Below are 18,827 nucleotides of genomic sequence, written 5' to 3'. Positions count from 1 at the left end.
ACGGAGCGCAAACAGGGCCAAGTAGGGGCCCGTTGGGAGCTACTCCCCCACTTCGCCGTACGCGGCGAGGAGCACCGCCGGGTCGGGGCCCTCCAGGACGGTCGGCTTGGCCAGCCCGTCGAGGACGATGAAGCGCAGCAGGTTGCCGCGGGACTTCTTGTCGACCTTCATGTTCTCCAGCAGCTTGGGCCACTGGTCGTAGCGGTAGCTGAGCGGGAGGCCGACGGACTCCAGGATCGTGCGGTGCCGGTCGGCGGTCGCGTCGTCCAGCCGGCCCGCCAGTCGGCCGAGTTCGGCGGCGAAGTGCATGCCGACGGCGACGGCCGCGCCGTGCCGCCACTTGTAGCGCTCGTTCTTCTCGATGGCGTGCGCGAGGGTGTGGCCGTAGTTGAGGATCTCGCGGAGCCCCGACTCCTTGAGGTCGCCGGAGACGACCTCGGCCTTGACCTTGATGGAGCGCTCGATGAGCTCGGCGGTGTGCGGGCCCGCGGGCGTCCGTGCCGCCTCGGGGTCGGACTCGATGAGCTCCAGGATCACCGGGTCGGCGATGAAGCCGGCCTTGATGATCTCCGCGAGCCCGGAGACGAAGTCGTTGACCGGCAGTGAGTCGAGCGCGGCCAGGTCGCAGAGCACGCCCGCGGGCGGGTGGAAGGAACCGACGAGGTTCTTGCCCTCGGCGGTGTTGATGCCGGTCTTGCCGCCGACCGCCGCGTCCACCATGCCCAGCACGGTGGTGGGAACGGCGATCCACCGCACCCCGCGCAGCCAGGTCGCCGCGACGAACCCGGCGAGGTCGGTGGTGGCGCCGCCGCCCACGCCGACGATGACGTCGGTGCGGGTGAATCCGGACTGGCCGAGCGCCTTCCAGCAGTAGGCGGCGACCTCCGCGGTCTTGGCCTCCTCCGCGTTGGGCACCTGGATGGCGACGGCCTCGAAGCCCTGTCCGGCCAGGTCGGCGCGGAGCGCGTCCCCGGTCTCGGCGAGCGCCTCGGGGTGGATGATCGCGACGCGCTGGGCCCTGTCGCCGATCAACGCGCCCAGTTCACCGAGGAGTTGACGGCCGACCAGGACCTCGTACGGGTCGGTGCCCGCGGTGCCGCCGACCTGGATACGCGTCACTGCCTCGCTCATGCTTTCTTCAACTCCAGTGCGTCGAGGACGGCTTGGGCGACCTCTTCGGGGGTGCGGCCGTCGGTGGGCACGACCGCGCGGGCGACTTCGGTGTACAGATGGCGGCGGGCCTCCATCAGCTCGCGCCACTGCCGGCGCGGGTTGACGGCGAGCAGCGGACGGGCCGCGTTCAGGCCGGTGCGCTGGACCGCCTCCTCGACGTCCATCGAGAGGTAGACGACCCGGTGCCCGGCGAGCAGCGCGCGGGTGTCGGCGTCGAGGATCGAGCCGCCGCCCAGCGCCAGTACCCCGTCGTGCTCGGCCAGCGCCCTGTGTACGGCGCTCTTCTCGATGGCGCGGAAGACCGGCTCGCCCTCGTCGACGAAGATGTCGGCGATGGTGCGGCCCTGCTCGGCCACGATGTCGTCGTCCGTGTCGCGGTAGGCGCAGCCGAGCCGGTCGGCGACCAGCGCGCCGACGGTGGACTTGCCGACACCCATCGGCCCGATGAGGACGACCAGCGGTCCAGCGGTCACCGCACGACCAGGTTCTCGAGGTAGGACTCGACGTTGCGCCGTGTCTCGGGCACGCTGTCGCCGCCGAACTTCTCGGCCACCGCGTCCGCGAGGACGAGGGCGACCATGGCCTCGGCGACGATTCCGGCGGCCGGGACCGCGCAGACGTCGGAGCGCTGGTGGTGGGCCTTCGCGGCCTCGCCGGTCGCCACGTCGATCGTGGCCAGCGCGCGCGGCACGGTCGCGATCGGCTTCATCGCGGCGCGCACACGCAGCAGCTCGCCGGTGGTCAGACCGCCCTCGGTGCCGCCGGAGCGGCCGGAGGCGCGGCGGATGCCGTCCTCGGTGTGGACGATCTCGTCGTGGGCCTTGGAGCCGGGCACACGGGCCAGCTCGAAGCCGTCGCCGACCTCGACGCCCTTGATCGCCTGGATGCCCATGAGCGCGGCCGCGAGCCGGGCGTCGAGACGCCGGTCCCAGTGCACGTGCGAGCCGAGGCCCACCGGCACGCCGTACGCGAGCACCTCGACGACGCCACCGAGCGTGTCGCCGTCCTTGTGGGCCTGGTCGATCTCCGCGACCATCGCCTTCGACGCGTCGGCGTCGAGGCAGCGCACGGGGTCGGCATCGAGCTTCTCGACGTCCGAGGGCTTGGGGTAGACGCCGTACGGGGCCTTCGCCGCGGCCAGCTCGACGACGTGCGAGACGATCTCGATCCCGGCCGTCTCCTTCAGGTACGAACGGGCCACGGCGCCCAGCGCGACGCGGGCCGCGGTCTCCCGGGCGGAGGCGCGCTCCAGGATCGGCCGGGCCTCGTCGAAGCCGTACTTCTGCATGCCCGCGAGGTCGGCGTGGCCGGGCCGGGGGCGGGTCAGCGGGGCGTTGCGCGCCACGTCGGCGAGGATCTCCGGGGCGACCGGGTCGGCCGCCATGACCTGCTCCCACTTGGGCCACTCGGTGTTGCCGACCATGACGGCCACCGGCGAGCCGAGGGTGAGACCGTGCCGGACACCGCCCAGGAAGGTGACCTCGTCGCGCTCGAACTTCATCCGGGCACCGCGTCCATAGCCCAGGCGCCGCCGGGCGAGGTGGTCCGCCACCATCTCCGTGGTGATCGGCACGCCGGCGGGAAGACCCTCCAGCGTCGCGACAAGTGCGGGACCGTGGGACTCCCCCGCGGTCAGCCAGCGCAACCTGCTCAACGGTGCTCCTCATGCTCGCGCCCTGGTACTGCTGCTGCGTACACGCGTCCTCGTGCACGGCGACGGCGCGACCGGGTGCGCGGCCCGGGCCCGCCACCTCCGATCCTCCCACGTCCGGGCGCGGTGCCCCGCCGCAGGTCCATCAGGCGGGACGGCGCCCGGCCCCCCGCGGCGGTGCTCAGCGGCTCGCGAGGGCCTGTTCGCCCGCCTTCCGCATGGCGTCGAGCGGCGCCGGAACGCGTCCGGTCATCTGCTCGACCTGGAGCACCGCCTGGTGCACGAGCAGGTCGAGTCCGCTGACGACGGCGCCGCCGTAGCCGGACCAGCGGGCGGCGAGGTCGGTGGGCCACGGGTCGTACAGCACGTCGAAGAGTGTCGCGGGCCGTTCGGGGACCGCGGCGGACAGGGCGTCCGTCGTACCCGCCGGGGTGGTGGCGATCACGAGCGGGGCGCGCAGGGCCTGCGCGGCGAGCGCCCAGTCCTCCGTACGGACCTCCACGTCGAGCCGCTCGCCCCACTGCCGCATCTCGGCGGCCCGCTCCGCGCTGCGGACGTAGGCGACGACCTCGCCCGTGCAGATCCGGGCGAGCGCGGCCAGCGCGGAGGAGGCGGTGGCGCCCGCGCCGAGGATCGCGGCGGAGTCCACCTGCTCGATCCCGCGCTCACGCAGCGCGGCGACCATCCCGGGGATGTCGGTGTTGTCGCCGACGCGACGGCCGTCCTCGGTGAACACGACCGTGTTGACGGCCTCGACCGCGGCCGCCGTCTCGCTGACCTCGTCGAGCAGCGGGATGACGGCCCGCTTGAGCGGCATGGTCAGCGACAGGCCCGCCCACTCGGGACCGAGGTCGCCGAAGAAGCCCGGCAGCGCCTCCTCGTCGATCTCGAAACGGTCGTAGGACCAGTCGGCGAGTCCCAGCTCCCGGTACGCGGTGCGGTGCAGCACCGGGGAGAGGGAATGGGCGATCGGGGAGCCGAGTACCGCGGCCCTTCGGGCGTCAGTTGCCCGAGGTCTCATTGAACTTGTCCTTGAGCTTCTGGAATTCCGCATAGGTCTTGGCGAATTCGGTATTGCTCTGACCGTCGGTCGCCACGAAATAGATCCAGCCGTCGCTGGTCGGGTTCAGCGTCGCCTTGAGCGCGTCGTCGCCGGGGTTGCCGATCGGTCCGGGCGGCAGACCCTTGCGCGTATAGGTGTTGTACGGGTCCTTGTTGCTGTTGATCTCGGACTCGCTGATGTGGATGTTGCTCTGGCCCTTCAGGTAATTGAAGGTCGAGTCGAACTGGAGCAGCCTGTTGGTCTCCGTGTTCGTGGACTTGAGACGGTTGTAGACCACCTCGGCCATCTTGCGGAAGTCGTCGTGCGTCTTGCCCTCGGCCTGAACGAGGCTCGCGACCGTGACGACCTGGAGCGGGTTGGCCAGGTTCAGTTCCCTGGCCTTGGCCACGAGGTTGTAGGCCGCGTACTTCTCCTTGGCCTGCGTCACCATCTGCTTCAGGATCGCCTCGGGCTTCATGCCCTTGGCGGCGGGATAGGTCGCCGGGTAGAGGAATCCCTCCAGCGGATCCTTTATGTCCCTGCTGTTGTTCGCCCAGCTGGGAAGTCCGAAGGTCTTGTATTCCTTCTTGGCGATCTTCCCGGTGGTTCCGTCCGCGAGATCGAGCTTCTTGTCGATGGCCTGGTAGACAACGACATTGCGCTGCCCAGGGGCGACGATCACATTGTTCTGGCTCTTGGGATCGAGCATCAGCTTGACCGCACTGGCAGCCGACATGCCCTTCCTCAGCACATACGCGCCCGCCTGGATGCTGTTCCCGTTGGGGTTGTTCTGCTGGGCGGACACGAAGGCGTCGATGCTCTTGACGACGCCGTTCTCCTTCAGCACCCGCGCGATCGCGAGGCCACCCGCGCCCTTGGGGATCTCGACCGTCACCTGGCCGCTGCCTTCGCCCGCGAAGTCCGGAGCCGGGCCGAAACGATTTTGGTAGAACTGATACCCGAAATATCCGACACCGGCGATACCGCCGCCGAAGACCATCACCACGACCAGGCAGGCGCAGCCGCTGCGGCGCTTCTTGCCCTTGTCGCCCTTGCCGCCGCGGCCCTTCCGGTCGCCGCGGCCGGCCTTCGGATCGTCGTCGTCGAGGTCGTCATCGTCGTCGCCGCCCGCGAAGAAGGCGTGTTCGCCCTGGTCGGGTCCCGGATCCCAGTCGGTCTCGGGTTCGGGCTCGGCACGGCGACGGGCGGGCGGCTCCGGTGGCGGATAAGCGTCGGGAGTGCCGTAGAAGTCGGGCTGCTCACCGGTGTACCCGGCGGCCTGGTTCCCGTACGGGTCGTTCGGGTCGGCGGCGTAGGTGGCCTGCTGCCGCGTCCCGTTGTCCCAGCCGCCGTCGTGGTACTGCTGCTGGTTCTGTCCGTTGTACTGCTGCTGACCCTGATCGACGTACTGCTGCTGCTCCTGGCCGGGGTACTGCTGCGGGTACTGCTGCTGCCCCTGGCCGGGGAAGTGCTGCCGGCCCTGGTCGTGATACTGCTGCCGGCCCTGGCCCTCGTAGTGCTGCTGGTTCTGGGCGCCGTACTGCTGCTCCTGGCCGTAGCCGCCCTGCGGGTCGGGGCTCCACTCGCCGTACTGGGACTGCTGGTGCTGCTGTTGCGGCTGCTGCGGGTAGTGCTGCGGCTGGCCGCCGTAGGGGGACTGGCCGTCGGCGGCCTGCCCTCCCCATCCGCCGTCCCCGTACAACGGGTCCTCCGGATTCCACGGTTCGGAGCCTGCGCCCCGGCCATACTCAGTCATCGATCCCCTAGAGCCGCGAGGCGGTGGCTGCTGTCGCTGGTGGCTCGGCTCCCGTTCGCCTCTTCGCTGTGCGGTGGCTGTTCGAACACCACCACATCGCGCGGAACGTTACCGTATCGCGATCAGATGACCACTTCGACGCCCTCGCCCGGTGCGTTCCCTGACGCCCGTTCGGACTCCAGAGCCTGCTGCAGGATGATGACGGCGGCCGCCTGATCGATGACGGACCTGCCCTTTTTGGACTTCACGCCCGACGCGCGTAGACCCTGACTGGCCGTCACTGTGGTCATCCTCTCGTCGAGGAGCCGGACGCCGACGGGCGCGATCGCCCGGGCCAGCTCCTGGGCGAAGGCGCGCACCTTCACGGCGGCGGGGCCCTCGCCCCCCTTGAGGGAGCGAGGGAGCCCGACGACGACCTCGATCGGCTCGTACTCCTCGACGAGTTGCTTCAACCGGCGCTGAGCGGCGGGGACATCGCGCCCCGGTACGGTCTCGACCGGAGTCGCGAGGATCCCGTCGGGGTCGCACGAGGCGACCCCGATCCGGGCGTCCCCGACGTCGATCGCGAGCCGACGGCCGCGGCGCATGCCCCGGCCGTCTCCGCTCTGCTGCGAGCCGTCCGTGCTCACTTGGCCGTCTCGGCGACGAGCCGCTCGACCGCGTCGGCGGCCTCGCCGATGGCGGCCGGGTTCTGGCCGCCGCCCTGGGCGACGTCCGGCTTGCCGCCACCGCCGCCGCCGAGGGTCTTGGCGGCCGTACGGACCAGGTCACCGGCCTTGAGGCCACGCTCGCGGGCGGCCTCGTTGGTGGCGATGACCGTGAGCGGCTTACCGCCGACGGTGGTGAACAGGGCCACCACGGCGGGCCGTCCGCCCTGGATGCGGCCGCGCACGTCGAGGACCAGCTTGCGCAGGTCGTCGGCGCTCGTGCCGTCCGGGACCTGGCCAGTGACCAACGCCACACCGCGAACGTCCTTGGCGGACTCGACGAGACCGGCGGCGGCCTGCAGGACCTTCTCCGCGCGGAACTTCTCGATCTCCTTCTCGGCGTCCTTCAGCTTGCCGAGCATGGCGGAGACCTTCTCCGGGAGTTCCTCGGGACGGCCCTTGATCAGCTCCTGGAGCTGGGCGACGACCGTGTGCTCGCGGGCGAGGAAGTTGTAGGCGTCGACGCCCACCAGGGCCTCGATGCGCCGTACGCCGGAGCCGATCGAGGACTCGCCGAGCAGCTTGACCAGGCCGAGCTGGGAGGTGTTGTGCACATGCGTGCCGCCGCACAGCTCCTTGGAGAAGTCTCCGATGGTCACGACGCGGACGCGCTCGCCGTACTTCTCGCCGAACTCGGCGATGGCGCCCTGCTTCTTGGCCTCGTCGAGGCTCAGGATCTCGGCGTGCACGTCCAGGTCACGGGCGAGCACCTCGTTGATCTTCTGCTCGACGTCGGTCATGACGGTCGTCGGAACGGCCGAGGGGGAACCGAAGTCGAAGCGGAAGCGGCCGGGCTGGTTCTCGGAACCGGCCTGGGCGGCCGTCGGGCCGAGGGCGTCGCGCAGGGCCTGGTGGGTGAGGTGCGTGGCCGAGTGGGCGCGGGCGATGGCCGTCCGGCGACGGGAGTCGATGGTGGCCTGGGCCTGGGCACCGACGGTGACCTCGCCGACCTGGACGACGCCCTTGTGGACGTACACACCCGGGACGGGCTTCTGGCAGTCGCGGATCTCGATGACGGCACCGGTGTCGACCTTGATGCGGCCGGTGTCGCCGATCTGGCCGCCGCCCTCGGCGTAGAACGGGGTGCGGTCGAGGACGATCTCGACCTCGTCGCCCTCGGTGGCGGCGGGCGAGGAGACACCGTCGACCAGAATGCCGACGATGCGCGACTCGCCGTCGGTCCGGTCGTAGCCGATGAACTCGGTCTCACCGGCGGCGTCGGCGATCTGACGGTAGGCGCCGAGGTCGGCGTGGCCCGTCTTCTTGGCCTGGGCGTCGGCCTTGGCCTTGTCCCGCTGCTCCTTCATCAGACGCCGGAAGCCGTCCTCGTCCACCGAAAGGCCCTGCTCGGCGGCCATTTCGAGGGTGAGGTCGATCGGGAAGCCCCAGGTGTCGTGGAGCAGGAAGGCCTTGTCGCCGGCGAGCACCGTGCCGCCGGACTCCTTGGTGTCCGTGATGGCCGTGTCGAGGATGTTCGTGCCGGCCTTCAGCGTCTTGAGGAAGGCGGCCTCCTCGGCGAGGGCCACGGTCTCGATGCGCTGCCGGTCGGTGACGAGCTCCGGGTACTGCTGGCCCATCATCGCGATCACCACGTCGATGAGGTCCTTGACGACCGGACCGGTGGCGCCGAGCAGCCGCATGTTGCGGATGGCGCGGCGCATGATGCGGCGCAGGACGTAGCCGCGGCCCTCGTTGCCGGGGCTCACGCCGTCGCCGATGAGCATCACGGAGGTGCGCATGTGGTCGGTGACCACGCGCAGCGAGACGTCGGAGTCGTGGGCGGCGCCGTACTCGACACCCGTCAGCTCGGTGGCCTTCTTGATGACGGCCATGGAGGTGTCGATCTCGTACATGTTCTGCACGTCCTGCAGAATCATGGCGAGGCGTTCCATGCCGAGGCCGGTGTCGATGTTCTTGCTGGGCAGCTCGCCGAGGATCTCGAAGTCCTCCTTCGAGGTGCCCTCACCGCGCTCGTACTGCATGAAGACCAGGTTCCAGATCTCCACGTACCGCTCGTCGTTGACGGCCGGGCCGCCCTCGACTCCGAACTCCGGACCGCGGTCGTAGTTGATCTCGGAACACGGGCCGCAGGGGCCGGGGACGCCCATGGACCAGTAGTTGTCCTTCTTGCCCAGGCGCTGGATGCGCTCGGCCGGGACACCGATCTTGTCGCGCCAGATGGACTCGGCCTCGTCGTCGTCGAGATAGACCGTGATCCACAGGCGCTCGGGGTCGAGCCCGTAACCACCCTTGTCCTGGGGCGAGGTGAGCAGCTCCCAGGCGTAGGTGATCGCGCCTTCCTTGAAGTAGTCACCGAAGGAGAAGTTGCCACACATCTGGAAGAACGTGCCGTGCCGGGTGGTCTTGCCGACCTCTTCGATGTCGGGTGTACGCACGCACTTCTGCACGCTGGTGGCGCGCGACCACGGCGGCTTGACCTCACCGAGGAAGTACGGCTTGAAGGGCACCATGCCCGCGGGGACCAGGAGCAGAGTCGGGTCGTCCGCGATGAGCGACGCCGAGGGAACGACAGTGTGACCGCGCTCCTCGTAGAAGCTCAACCAGCGGCGGCGAATCTCGGCCGACTCCATCAGTGGTCCTCATTCCGGTTGTACGAGTACGTCGACCTCTCGACGTACGTCGGGTTCTTGCTGTGATCGGAACTGTTCTCGATCGCGGCGATACGCCGGGGCGCGGGCAGCTCGGGGTGGTCATTGAGCCCGAGCGCCTCGTCGAGTTCGGCCTCCCGCTCGGCCATGCCGTCGCGGACGTCGAGCGCGAAGTCCTTGATCCGGTGCCCGGCCTCGATCGCCTTGTTGGCGGCCTGGGCCGCGAGGCTCTCGGGGGTCAGCTGCTTGAGCTTGCGGTTGACCTTGGTGGTGGCCCACACACCCGCGGCTGCGCCGGCGGTGAACCAGAACGTACGGCGGAACATCGCTGCGTCAGTCCTTCTTCCGCTTTCCCCGTCGCGCGGACGGGACGGTGCGGCCCACGATCACGGTGCGACGGGAGGCCTTGGGGGGCACATTGTCCTTGCGGCCGCCGATGGCCCGGCGGACGCCGTAGCCGAACGCCGCGACCTTCACCAGCGGGCCGCCGAAGGTGGACGCGACGGTCGTGGAGAGCGCCGACGCGTTCGACGTGACCTCCTGGACGTCCGACGCGATGGCGTCGACCCGGTCGATCTGGGTCTGCGCGGAGCGCACCGCCGCGGAGGCGTCGGCCAGCAGCGGGACAGCTTGGTCGGTCACGTCCGCCACGAGCTTGGTGGTCGCCCTGAGCGTCTGGGCCAGCCTCGCCAGTGCGACGGCGAGGAAGGAGACCAGGATCGCCCAGAAGACGGCCACCAGGATCCCGGCCACCTCTCCACCGGACACTGTCGCACCCGCTCCCTAGTACGTGCCTGCCAGTACGTGCCTGGACATCGTGTCTGAAACATCGTGTCTGAACATCAAAAAGTCGCCCCCCGAGCCTATCGCGCCGGGGCCGCCGCTCCGTACCGCATTACCGGCTGCCGGGTCCGGAGTTGCGCGAAGCGGTTGTACGGACCGCTTACGGGTCAGTACGCTCCGTGTCCCATGCGAGCTTCTGAGTGCTCCGACCGGTCCGCACCCGGCAATCTGCCCCTGGAACTCAACGCGTTCGTGGGGCGCACGGCCGAACTCGCACGGCTGGCGGAGGCGCTGGGGCAGGCCCGGCTGGTGACGGTGACGGGCATGGGCGGCATAGGCAAGTCACGCCTGGCGGCACGGGCCGCGGCACGCGCCCGGCCGCGCGACGGATCATGGCGGGTGGAGCTGGCCTCCGTGCGCGATCCGGATCTCGTCGCGTTCGCGCTCGTGGAGGCGCTCGCTCTGACGGACCAGACGTCGAGGCCGCCCCGTAGGCTGCTCCTCGACCATCTCGCCGAGCGTCAACTCCTGCTGGTCGTGGACGGGTTCGAGCATCTGGTGGACGCGTGCGCCGCGCTGGTGGGCGAGCTGCTGCGGCATGCGCCGGGGCTGCGGGTGCTCGCCGCGGGCCGCAGACCGCTGGAGGTCGAGGGCGAGCTGCTGTTCCCGCTGGCCCCGCTGCCCGAGCGGGAGGCCGCGGAGCTGTTCACGGACCGGGCGGCGGCCCGGGTGCCCGGGTTCACGCTGGACGACGGCAACCGGGCGGACGTCCTGGAGCTGTGCCGATGCCTGGACGGGATCCCGCTCGCCGTCGAGCTGGCCGCGGGCCGGCTGAGCGCCCTCTCCCCCGGGCAGCTGCTGTCCCGGCTCGACGACCGCTTCCGGCTGCTGACCGGCGGCGGGCGTGACGCCCTGCCACGCCATCAGACGCTGCGGACGGCGATCGGCTGGAGCCATGAGCTGTGCACGCCCGAGGAGCGGCTGCTGTGGTCGCGACTCTCGGTGTTCGCCGGACCGTTCGACCTGGAGGCTGTCGACTACGTGTGCAGCGGTGACGGACTGCACGCCGACGACGTCCTCGACGTGCTGGGCGAGCTGCTCGCGCAGTCCGTGCTGGCACGCGAGGAGACGGCGGCCGGCCTGCGCTACCGGATGCTGGACTCGGTGCGGGCGTACGGCGCGGACTGGCTGGTGGCGGCGGGCGACGCGAGCCGGCTGCGCCGCCGCCACCGCGACTGGTACATGGGCCTGGCCACCTGGTGCGAGCTGGACTGGTTCTCGCCACGCCAGGGTGAGGTGGCCGCGCGCATCGAGACGGAGCTGCCGAATCTGCGCTCCGCCCTGGAGTACTGCCTGACCGAGCCGGGCGAGACGTATCTGGGCCAGTACCTCGCGGGCAGCCTGTGGTTCTACTGGGTGGGCTGCGGCCGGCTGGCGGAGGGGCGCCACTGGCTGGAGCGCGGGGTGGAGCTCGACAGCGACCGCGACCAGTCGCGGCTGAAGGCCCTGTGGGTGCTCGGCTATGTGGCGATCCTCCAGGGCGACACGGTGCCCGCGCTCACCGCGCTCCAGGAGTGCCGCGAGGAGGCCGAACGCACCGACAACCCCACCGCGATCGCCTACGCCGAGCACCGCACCGGCTGTCTGGCGCTGGTCGGCGACGACATGGCACGCGCGGAAACCCTGCTGCGCTCGGCGCTCGACCGCTACCACGAGATCGGCGAGCTCAACAGCAACGTGCTGATGGCCCAGGTCGAGCTGGCGATGGCGCTCGCGTTCCGCGGCGACCTGCCGGGCGCGGTGACGCTGTGTGAGGACGTCCGCCGGGTCTGCGAGGACCACGGGGAGCGCTGGGCGCTCGCGTACGCGCTGTATGTGCTGGCCTACGAGGCCCAGACCGCGGGCGATCCGGGCCGCGCCCGGGGTCTCCTGGAACAGAGCCTGGACACCGGGCACGCCTTCCACGACCTGCTAGGAACGGTCCTCGCGATCGAGCTGCTGGCGCTGGTCACGGAGGCGGAGGGCGATCCGGCCGAGGCCGCGGTACTGCAGGGGGCGGCGGCCCGGCTGTGGCCCTCGGTGGGCCTGCCGCTGTTCGGCTCGGCGTACTACAGCGTGCCGCACGAGCGGTGCGAGGCCGGCGCCCGGCGGCGGCTGGGCGACGAGCGGTACGAGGAGTGCGTACGGGTGGGTGCTCGGCTCGGCCGGGAGGCGGCGGTGGCGCGGGCGCTGCGGCGGCCCGGTCCCCGGCCGCTGGGTGTGGTGCCCTCCCCGCGCAGGCTTCCCCCGGACACGCGCAAGCCCGCCGTCTCGCCCACCTCGAAGGGCGGGGAGACGACGGGCTGACGCGCAGGTGGTGCCACGTCCGCTGGAAGACGATCAGCGGGCGTAGTACTCGACGACGAGCTGCTCGTCGCAGATCACCGGGATCTCCTTGCGGTTCGGCTCGCGGTCCAGGCGGAACGCCAGGGCCGGGAGGTTCACCTGGAGGTAGCGCGGGGTCTCGCCGTCGGGGGCGAAGCCACCGGCGCGGGAGACCTCGAACAGCGTCTTGCTGCGGCTGCGCTCGCGGACCATCACGACGTCGTCGGGACGGACGCGGAAGGACGGCTTGTCGACCTTCTGGCCGTTGACCTCGATGTGGCCGTGGACGACCATCTGGCGGGCCTGGTAGATCGTGCGGGCGATGCCCGAACGCAGGACCAGCGCGTCGAGACGACGCTCGAGCTCGATGATCAGGGCCTCACCGGTCTTGCCCTGGACCTTGGAGGCACGCTCGTAGGCGCGGACGAGCTGGCGCTCGGACACGTCGTACTGCGCGCGCAGACGCTGCTTCTCGAGCAGACGGACCTTGTAGTCCGAGTTCTGCTTGCGGCCACGGCCGTGCTCGCCCGGCGGGTAGGGGCGGGCCTCGAAGTACTTGACGGCCTTCGGGGTCAGCGCGATGCCGAGGGCACGCGACTTCTTGACCTTGGGGCGGGACTGATTCGCCACTTTTTCTCTTTCCTTGACTTCGGCTCACCAGAGTTAAGGGAGGTCGCAATCCGCAGCCCGGGAAACCCCGCGGGTCCTCGGGGGACCTGCTGGGCAGCCGCTCCTGGGTCTGGGCACATACGTGCAGCACGCGAGTGGCCCACCGACCGTTCCCGGAGACCGGGTGGTGGTGGGCTGCCCGCGACACCTTCGACGGTGCGCGACGCTCCTGGAATCCCTCCGTGGTGGCAGGGGCTCCGGCTGGATGTCCCGTTCTGGTGGTGCCGACCGGAGCCGGACACGGGACGCAGCGCTTCGCGTCATGTTACAGGGTGGTCAGGACCGCCCTCTACCGAGGTGCTTCCTGGTCCACTCCACCGCGTCCGCGTAGCGCGCCTCGGCGCCGTGCCGGGTCGGTGTGTAGTACTCGCGGTCCTTGAGCTCTTCCGGGGCGTACTGCTGGGCGGCGATGCCCTCGGGCAGGTCGTGCGGATACACATACCCCTGGGCGTGCCCGAGCTTGGCCGCGCCCTTGTAGTGCCCGTCGCGCAGGTGCATCGGCACCGGGCCCGCGTGCCCCTTGCGTACGTCCTCCATCGCGGCGCCGATGGCCATGGTCGCGGCGTTGGACTTCGGGGCCAGGGCGAGGGCGATGGTGGCGTGGCTGAGGGTCAGCGCGGCCTCGGGGAAGCCGATCATGGCTACGGCCTGGGCCGCGGCCACGGCTATCGGCAGCGCGTTCGGGTCGGCGAGGCCGATGTCCTCGCTGGCGGAGATCATCAGGCGGCGGGCGATGAAGCGGGGGTCCTCGCCGGCCTCGATCATCCGGGCCAGGTAGTGCAGCGCGGCGTCCACGTCGGAGCCGCGGATGGACTTGATGAGGGCGCTCGCCACGTCGTAGTGCTGGTCGCCGTCGCGGTCGTAGGTCACGGCCGCGCGGTCGACGGTCTCCTCCAGCGTCTGGAGGGTGACCTCCGGCTCGCCCTTGTCGAGCGCCGCGCCGGCGGCGGCCTCCAGGGCGGTCAGGGCGCGGCGGGCGTCTCCCCCGGCGATGCGCAGCAGGTGCCGCTCGGTGTCCTCGGGGAGGGTGACGGCCTCCTTGAGGCCGCGCTCGTCGGCGAGTGCCCGGCGCAGCAGGCCGCGCAGGTCGTCGTCGGTGAGCGGTTCGAGGGTGAGGAGGAGGGAGCGGGACAGGAGCGGGGAGATCACCGAGAAGTACGGGTTCTCGGTCGTGGCGGCGATCAACGTCACCCAGCGGTTCTCGACGGCCGGGAGCAGGGAGTCCTGCTGGGCCTTGCTGAAGCGGTGGATCTCGTCCAGGAAGAGGACGGTCTCCTTGCCGAAGCCGCCGGTGGCGCGGCGGGCGCCGTCGATGACCGCGCGGACCTCCTTGACGCCGGCGGTGATCGCGGAGAGCTCCACGAAGCGCTTGTTGGTGGCCTTGGAGACGACGTACGCGAGGGTCGTCTTGCCGGTGCCGGGCGGGCCCCAGAGGATCACCGAGGACGGTCCGGCCGGCCCGCCGTTCCCCTCGCCGACGAGTCTGCGCAGGGGTGAGCCGGGCTTCAGCAGATGCTGCTGGCCCACGACCTCGTCGAGGGTACGCGGGCGCATCCGTACGGCCAGGGGGCTGCTGGACGGGTCCTTCTCCTGGCGTTCTTCTGCTGCGGCGGTGAACAGGTCGGGCTCCACGTCCAAAACCCTATGTCACGCCACTGACAATCCCCGCAGGGCCGTCAGCTGGTCCAGAAGTCCCACCAGCGGGTCAGGATCAGCATCCCGATGATCCCGATGTGCACGACGGGCAGGACCCAGGTGAACTCGCCGAAGAAGCTCTTCAGCCAGCGCGGGGCGGGCAGGAAGTCGTTGCGGACGTTCGACGAGGTCACGTACCAGAACATGATGATCGTGGCGACCCAGGCCAGTGAGCACCACAGGCACAGCGAGTTGATCCGGTACAGCGACTGGAACTGGAGCCAGGTGCAGAATCCGACGCCGAAGAGCGTGCCGGCGTTGAAGGTCAGCCAGTACCAGCGCGGGTAGGTGGCGCGCGCGAGCAGGCTCATGCCGACGCAGATCACGATGCCGTACGCGACGAGACCGAGCATCGGGTTGGGGAACCCGAAGGCCGCGGCCTGCTTGCTCTTCATGATGTTGCCGCAGGAGACGACCGGGTTCAGGCTGCATCCCGGCACGAAGTTCGGGTTCTCCAGCAGTTTGAACTTGTCGATCGTGATGACCCACGCGGCGAGCAGACCGGCCGCACCGGTGATCACGAGCAGCAGGGCGAGCGCACGGCTGCCGCCGACCGTCCGGGGACCGTCGGCGCGTTCCTGGTCGATGGAGATGACTGTCGTCTTGCTCATCACGCCGTTTCCGTAGTCTCGAAGGGCCTGCGGGCAACCGACATTGTGCCGCACCCACATGTGTGTCCACCGTTCGATGGACACAAGGAGGTACGCACGGTCGTCCCGGAGCGTTCGCTTCGGCGGCAGGCTCGACGGCATGACAACACACGCGAACCAACTCGCGGTGGACGTACGGGGGCTGCGCAAGCAGTACGGGGACGTGACCGCCGTCGACGGCATCGATCTCGGCATCCGCCGCGGCGAGGTGTTCGGCCTGCTCGGACCCAATGGCGCGGGCAAGAGCACCACGGTGGAGATCCTCCAGGGCAACCGCGGGCGGGACGCGGGCGAGGTGTCCGTGCTCGGCGCGGACCCGGCGACGGGCACACGCGCGTGGCGCTCGCGGATCGGCATCGTCTGGCAGGACGAATCGGCGCCCGCGGAGTTGACGGTCGACGAGACCGTACGGCACTTCGCCCGCTACTACCCGCGGCCCCGGGACCCGGAGGAGGTCATCGGGCTCGTCGGTCTGGAGGCGAAGGCGGGCAGCCGCATCAAGGCGCTCTCGGGCGGCCAGCGCAGGCGTCTGGACGTGGCGCTCGGGGTGATCGGCGGCCCCGAGCTGCTGCTCCTGGACGAACCGACGACCGGCTTCGACCCGGCCGCCCGCCGCCAGTTCTGGGACCTGATCCGGAAACTGGCCGACGAGGGCACGACCATCCTGCTCACCACGCACTACCTGGAGGAGGCCGAAGCACTGGCGCACCGGCTCGCGGTCGTCGCGCGGGGCCGCGTCGTCGCGGAAGGCGAACCCGCCGCACTCCGCGAGCGCTTCGGCACCGAGGCGACCGTCGAGTGGACGGAGGCCGACGGCACCCCGCGCAGCGAGCGCACGGACACCCCCACGCGCACGGTCGCGGAGCTCACCCGCCGCTTCGACGGCGAGATACCCGGGCTGAGTGTGACCCGCCCGACCCTGGAGGACGTCTATCTCCGCCTGACCGGACAGGAGAACGCGCGATGACCCTGACGACCGTACGCGTACGCGGTGAGGCCTCCTCCGTGCGGCTGCCCGGAGCCTGGGGCCTCGGCCTGCGGCGGGGCGCCCTGGAGATCAAGCAGTTCTTCCGTCAGCGCGACCAGGTGGTGTTCACCTTCGCCTTCCCCGTCGTCTTCCTCTTCCTCTTCGCGTCGATCTTCAGCGACGACGTGCGGGGCGCGGGCATCACCGCCTCCCAGCTGTACGTCCCCGCGATGATGGCCGCGGGCATCATGTCCACCAGCTTCCAGTCCCTCGGCATCTCCATCGCGATCGAGCGTGACGAGAAGGTGCTGCGGCGGCTGCGCGGCACTCCGATGCCACCGGCCGCGTACTTCCTGGGCAAGATCTGGCTGGTCCTGGTCACCGGCCTCATGGAGACGGCGATCCTGCTCGTCGTCGGCACGTCGCTGTACGACGTGAAGCTGCCCTCGGATCCCGCCAAGTGGGCCGACTTCGCCTGGATCTTCGTCCTGGGCCTGACGGCCTGCGCCCTGCTCGGCATCGCGATCAGCTCGGTCCCGAAGAGCGGCAAGAGCGCCACGTCCGTCGTCGTACTCCCCTTCCTCGTGCTGCAGTTCATCTCCGGGGTCTACATCGCCATCGACACGATCCCCGACTGGATGCTGAACATCGGCGCCCTGTTCCCGCTGAAGTGGATGTGCCAGGGGCTGCGCGGGGTGTTCCTGCCCGAGTCGGCGAAGGTCCTGGAGCAGGCGGGCGGCTGGGAGTTCGGGCGGATCGCCCTGGTGCTGGGGGCCTGGTGCGTCGGAGGATTGCTGCTGTGTCTGCTGACCTTCCGCTGGAAGAACCGCCGCGACGGATGACCGGCCGGATCGCCGGACCCGGCGGCGCGAAGAGCTCGTACACCTGGGAGCGCTCCTTCCGGCTCTGGGACTCGTACTTCGCGATCGTGTGCGTGGCCACCCTGCTGTTCGTGCTCGGCACGGGGCATCCGGGGTGGCCCCTGCGCGTCATCTCGGCGGCGCTGCTGGTGGCGCTGATTCCCTGGTACGTGGCGGTGGGGCGGCCCGTCCTCAGCGGCGACCCGCCCGACGAACGCCGGGCCCTGGGCTATCTCGCGGGGGCGATCGTGCTGTTCCTGCCGTCGGGGATCCTCGTCGGTGAGACCCGGCTGATGGCCTTCGCGCTCGTCCCCCAGTGCTTCATGGCGCTGCGGCTGCGGTGGGCGCTGGCGGCCGTGACGGTCATCAACATCGCGCCGGTGGCGGGTTGGGCGCTGCTGTGGTGGCCGAGCGACCAGGACGTCTTCTTCAACTCGCTCTTCGGCGTGGTCACCCTCGTCTTCTCGGCGGCCTTCGGCAGCTGGACCATCCGCATCATCGAGCAGAGCCAGGAACGGGCCGAGCTGATCGCCGAACTGGACGCCAGCCGCCACGAGCTCTCCCGGCTCTCGTCGGCGCACGGCGCGCTGGCCGAGCGTGAACGGCTCTCCCGGGAGATCCACGACACGCTCGCGCAGGGCTTCACGAGCCTGCTGATGCTGGTGCAGGCGGTCGAGGCCGAACTCGACCACGACGTCCCGCAGGCCCGCCGCCACCTGTCCCTGATGGCGGAGACGGCCCGGCAGAACCTCGCCGAGGCGCGGGCCCTGGTCGCCGGCGGCGCGCCCGCCGACCTCGACGGGGCCTCGCTGCCCGACGCGCTGCGCCGGCTGGCCGCACGTCACGAAGCGACGGTCGACGTCACCGGCCCCGTGCGCGCGCTGCCCGCCGGGCCGGAGGTCGTGGTCCTGCGTTCCTGCCAGGAGGCGCTCGCCAACGCCCGCAAGCACGCGGGGAGTTCGTCGACGATCGCGGTCGCCCTGGCGTACGCCCACGATTCGCTGACGCTCTCCGTACGCGACGACGGCCCCGGCTTCGACCCCGCCGCGCCGGTCGGCGGCTACGGTCTGACGGGGTTGCGCGCCCGGGCCGCGGAAGTGGGCGGCAGGGCTCGTGTGCGCAGCGCGCCCGGCGAGGGCACGACCATCACCGTCTGTCTGCCCGTTCCAAGGAGTGACTCGTGATCCGCATCGTCCTGGCCGACGACCATCCCGTCGTACGGGAAGGGCTGCGCGCGATGCTCAGTGCCGAGCCCGATCTCGATGTGATCGCCGACGCGTCGAGCGGTCCGCAGGCGGAGGCGCTGGCGGCCGAACTCCGGCCGGACATCGTCCTGATGGACCTGCGGATGCCGGGGGGCGGGGGCGTCGACTCGATCGTGCGGATGACCGAGGCGGGGTTGGGCTGCCGGGTCATCGTGCTGACGACGTACGAGACGGACCGGGACATTCTGCGGGCGGTCGAGGCCGGGGCCGCGGGCTATCTCCTGAAGGACCTCCCCCGCGGCGAACTCGCCGACGCCGTCCGCTCCGCCGCGCGCGGGGAGACCGTGCTGGCCCCGTCCGTCGCCGCCCGACTCGTCGACCAGCTCCGTACGAAGCCGGAGCGGCCACGGTTGTCGGAACGGGAGACGGCGGTGCTGCGGCTCGTGGCGGAGGGGTGCACGAACGCCGAGATCGGGCGCCGGCTGTTCATCGGCGAGTCCACCGTGAAGACCCACCTGCTGCGGGTCTTCGCCAAACTGGGGGTGGACGACAGAACCGCGGCGGTGACGAGCGCGATGCGCTTCGGCCTACTGGACTGACCTGCTCCCGCCCCCGCCGCCCCTACCCGTCCCCTCCCGAACCTGGGGGCTCCGCCCCCAGACCCCCGGGTTTGTTCCTTGTCTGCGGGTGGGGGCT

At 70.5% G+C, this 18,827-nt stretch carries 17 protein-coding genes; 5 read left to right on the top strand and 12 right to left on the bottom strand.

What is annotated here, in order from left to right:
• Positions 1 to 39: 39 nt before the first annotated feature.
• From aroB to ACIQTP_RS09435, 9 genes are all read right to left on the bottom strand, one after another.
• Positions 40 to 1,131 carry a 3-dehydroquinate synthase gene (aroB, locus tag ACIQTP_RS09475; protein WP_099923777.1) on the bottom strand — a complete coding sequence of 364 codons (1,092 nt, stop codon included), beginning with the start codon at positions 1,129 to 1,131 and terminating at the stop codon, positions 40 to 42.
• The gene (locus tag ACIQTP_RS09470; protein ID WP_403397883.1) at positions 1,128 to 1,646 is read right to left on the bottom strand and encodes a shikimate kinase; all 519 of its coding nucleotides are present in this window, start codon (positions 1,644 to 1,646) and stop codon (positions 1,128 to 1,130) included. Before ACIQTP_RS09470 ends, aroB begins: the two co-directional genes overlap by 4 nt.
• A complete protein-coding gene (gene aroC, locus ACIQTP_RS09465) occupies positions 1,643 to 2,827 on the bottom strand; it encodes a chorismate synthase (RefSeq protein WP_403397881.1) in 1,185 nt (394 codons plus the stop codon). The genes ACIQTP_RS09470 and aroC overlap by 4 nt, the downstream gene beginning before the upstream one ends.
• A gap of 178 nt (positions 2,828 to 3,005) precedes the next feature.
• Positions 3,006 to 3,845 (bottom strand): shikimate dehydrogenase, encoded by an 840-nt coding sequence (locus ACIQTP_RS09460; RefSeq protein WP_403397879.1) that lies wholly within the window; start codon positions 3,843 to 3,845, stop codon positions 3,006 to 3,008.
• Positions 3,826 to 5,622 carry an endolytic transglycosylase MltG gene (mltG, locus tag ACIQTP_RS09455; protein ID WP_403397877.1) on the bottom strand — a complete coding sequence of 599 codons (1,797 nt, stop codon included), beginning with the start codon at positions 5,620 to 5,622 and terminating at the stop codon, positions 3,826 to 3,828. The genes ACIQTP_RS09460 and mltG overlap by 20 nt, the downstream gene beginning before the upstream one ends.
• A 122-nt stretch (positions 5,623 to 5,744) precedes the next feature.
• Positions 5,745 to 6,209 carry a Holliday junction resolvase RuvX gene (gene ruvX, locus ACIQTP_RS09450; protein WP_054233989.1) on the bottom strand — a complete coding sequence of 155 codons (465 nt, stop codon included), beginning with the start codon at positions 6,207 to 6,209 and terminating at the stop codon, positions 5,745 to 5,747.
• Positions 6,210 to 6,247: 38 nt separating this feature from the next.
• Positions 6,248 to 8,920, bottom strand: a complete 2,673-nt coding sequence (gene alaS / locus ACIQTP_RS09445; RefSeq protein ID WP_403397874.1) for an alanine--tRNA ligase — start codon at positions 8,918 to 8,920, stop codon at positions 6,248 to 6,250.
• Positions 8,920 to 9,264 carry a DUF6167 family protein gene (locus tag ACIQTP_RS09440; RefSeq protein WP_403397873.1) on the bottom strand — a complete coding sequence of 115 codons (345 nt, stop codon included), beginning with the start codon at positions 9,262 to 9,264 and terminating at the stop codon, positions 8,920 to 8,922. The genes alaS and ACIQTP_RS09440 overlap by 1 nt, the downstream gene beginning before the upstream one ends.
• 7 nt (positions 9,265 to 9,271) lie before the next feature.
• Positions 9,272 to 9,706, bottom strand: a complete 435-nt coding sequence (locus tag ACIQTP_RS09435; RefSeq protein ID WP_101406251.1) for a DUF948 domain-containing protein — start codon at positions 9,704 to 9,706, stop codon at positions 9,272 to 9,274.
• Between the two features lie 201 nt (positions 9,707 to 9,907).
• Between ACIQTP_RS09435 and ACIQTP_RS09430 the strand changes: the two genes are divergently transcribed.
• Complete coding sequence (locus ACIQTP_RS09430) at positions 9,908 to 12,067, top strand: ATP-binding protein (protein WP_403397870.1); 2,160 nt, start codon at positions 9,908 to 9,910, stop codon at positions 12,065 to 12,067.
• 33 nt (positions 12,068 to 12,100) lie between these two features.
• On the opposite strand, the gene rpsD is transcribed toward ACIQTP_RS09430, so the two are convergent.
• The 3 genes from rpsD to ACIQTP_RS09415 form a co-directional block, all read right to left on the bottom strand.
• Complete coding sequence (rpsD, locus tag ACIQTP_RS09425; protein WP_054233962.1) at positions 12,101 to 12,715, bottom strand: 30S ribosomal protein S4; 615 nt, start codon at positions 12,713 to 12,715, stop codon at positions 12,101 to 12,103.
• Between the two features lie 315 nt (positions 12,716 to 13,030).
• Positions 13,031 to 14,386 carry a replication-associated recombination protein A gene (locus ACIQTP_RS09420; RefSeq protein WP_403397868.1) on the bottom strand — a complete coding sequence of 452 codons (1,356 nt, stop codon included), beginning with the start codon at positions 14,384 to 14,386 and terminating at the stop codon, positions 13,031 to 13,033.
• A gap of 44 nt (positions 14,387 to 14,430) precedes the next feature.
• Positions 14,431 to 15,060: a vitamin K epoxide reductase family protein gene (locus ACIQTP_RS09415; protein ID WP_402047895.1), complete on the bottom strand. Its 630-nt coding sequence runs from the start codon at positions 15,058 to 15,060 to the stop codon at positions 14,431 to 14,433.
• Positions 15,061 to 15,199: 139 nt separating this feature from the next.
• Between ACIQTP_RS09415 and ACIQTP_RS09410 the strand changes: the two genes are divergently transcribed.
• From ACIQTP_RS09410 to ACIQTP_RS09395, 4 genes are read left to right on the top strand one after another with little or no spacing between them, the layout of a single operon-like run.
• Positions 15,200 to 16,066, top strand: coding sequence for an ABC transporter ATP-binding protein (locus tag ACIQTP_RS09410; RefSeq protein WP_403397866.1), 867 nt, complete (start codon positions 15,200 to 15,202; stop codon positions 16,064 to 16,066).
• A complete protein-coding gene (locus tag ACIQTP_RS09405; protein ID WP_351541222.1) occupies positions 16,063 to 16,908 on the top strand; it encodes an ABC transporter permease in 846 nt (281 codons plus the stop codon). The genes ACIQTP_RS09410 and ACIQTP_RS09405 overlap by 4 nt, the downstream gene beginning before the upstream one ends.
• A complete protein-coding gene (locus tag ACIQTP_RS09400) occupies positions 16,905 to 18,110 on the top strand; it encodes a sensor histidine kinase (RefSeq protein WP_403398151.1) in 1,206 nt (401 codons plus the stop codon). Before ACIQTP_RS09405 ends, ACIQTP_RS09400 begins: the two co-directional genes overlap by 4 nt.
• A complete protein-coding gene (locus tag ACIQTP_RS09395) occupies positions 18,107 to 18,730 on the top strand; it encodes a response regulator (RefSeq protein ID WP_402047889.1) in 624 nt (207 codons plus the stop codon). Before ACIQTP_RS09400 ends, ACIQTP_RS09395 begins: the two co-directional genes overlap by 4 nt.
• Positions 18,731 to 18,827 lie beyond the last annotated feature (97 nt).

The sequence above is a fragment of the Streptomyces sp. NPDC090798 genome (assembly GCF_044768965.1).
In the GTDB taxonomy this organism is placed as follows: Bacteria; Actinomycetota; Actinomycetes; order Streptomycetales; family Streptomycetaceae; genus Streptomyces.
Note: the sequence above shows the minus strand (reverse complement) of the source record. Positions and strands in the feature narration are given on the sequence as shown.

Excerpts from the sequence above, each read along its gene's own strand:
- aroB (WP_099923777.1), bottom strand. The coding sequence starts at position 1,131 with ATGAGCGAGGCAGTGACGCGTATCCAGGTCGGCGGCACCGCGGGCACC.
- ACIQTP_RS09460 (WP_403397879.1), bottom strand. The coding sequence starts at position 3,845 with ATGAGACCTCGGGCAACTGACGCCCGAAGGGCCGCGGTACTCGGCTCC.
- mltG (WP_403397877.1), bottom strand. The coding sequence starts at position 5,622 with ATGACTGAGTATGGCCGGGGCGCAGGCTCCGAACCGTGGAATCCGGAG.
- ruvX (WP_054233989.1), bottom strand. The coding sequence starts at position 6,209 with ATGCGCCGCGGCCGTCGGCTCGCGATCGACGTCGGGGACGCCCGGATC.
- alaS (WP_403397874.1), bottom strand. The coding sequence starts at position 8,920 with ATGGAGTCGGCCGAGATTCGCCGCCGCTGGTTGAGCTTCTACGAGGAG.
- ACIQTP_RS09440 (WP_403397873.1), bottom strand. The coding sequence starts at position 9,264 with ATGTTCCGCCGTACGTTCTGGTTCACCGCCGGCGCAGCCGCGGGTGTG.
- ACIQTP_RS09430 (WP_403397870.1), top strand. The coding sequence starts at position 9,908 with ATGCGAGCTTCTGAGTGCTCCGACCGGTCCGCACCCGGCAATCTGCCC.
- ACIQTP_RS09415 (WP_402047895.1), bottom strand. The coding sequence starts at position 15,060 with ATGAGCAAGACGACAGTCATCTCCATCGACCAGGAACGCGCCGACGGT.
- ACIQTP_RS09410 (WP_403397866.1), top strand. The coding sequence starts at position 15,200 with ATGACAACACACGCGAACCAACTCGCGGTGGACGTACGGGGGCTGCGC.
- ACIQTP_RS09405 (WP_351541222.1), top strand. The coding sequence starts at position 16,063 with ATGACCCTGACGACCGTACGCGTACGCGGTGAGGCCTCCTCCGTGCGG.
- ACIQTP_RS09400 (WP_403398151.1), top strand. The coding sequence starts at position 16,905 with ATGACCGGCCGGATCGCCGGACCCGGCGGCGCGAAGAGCTCGTACACC.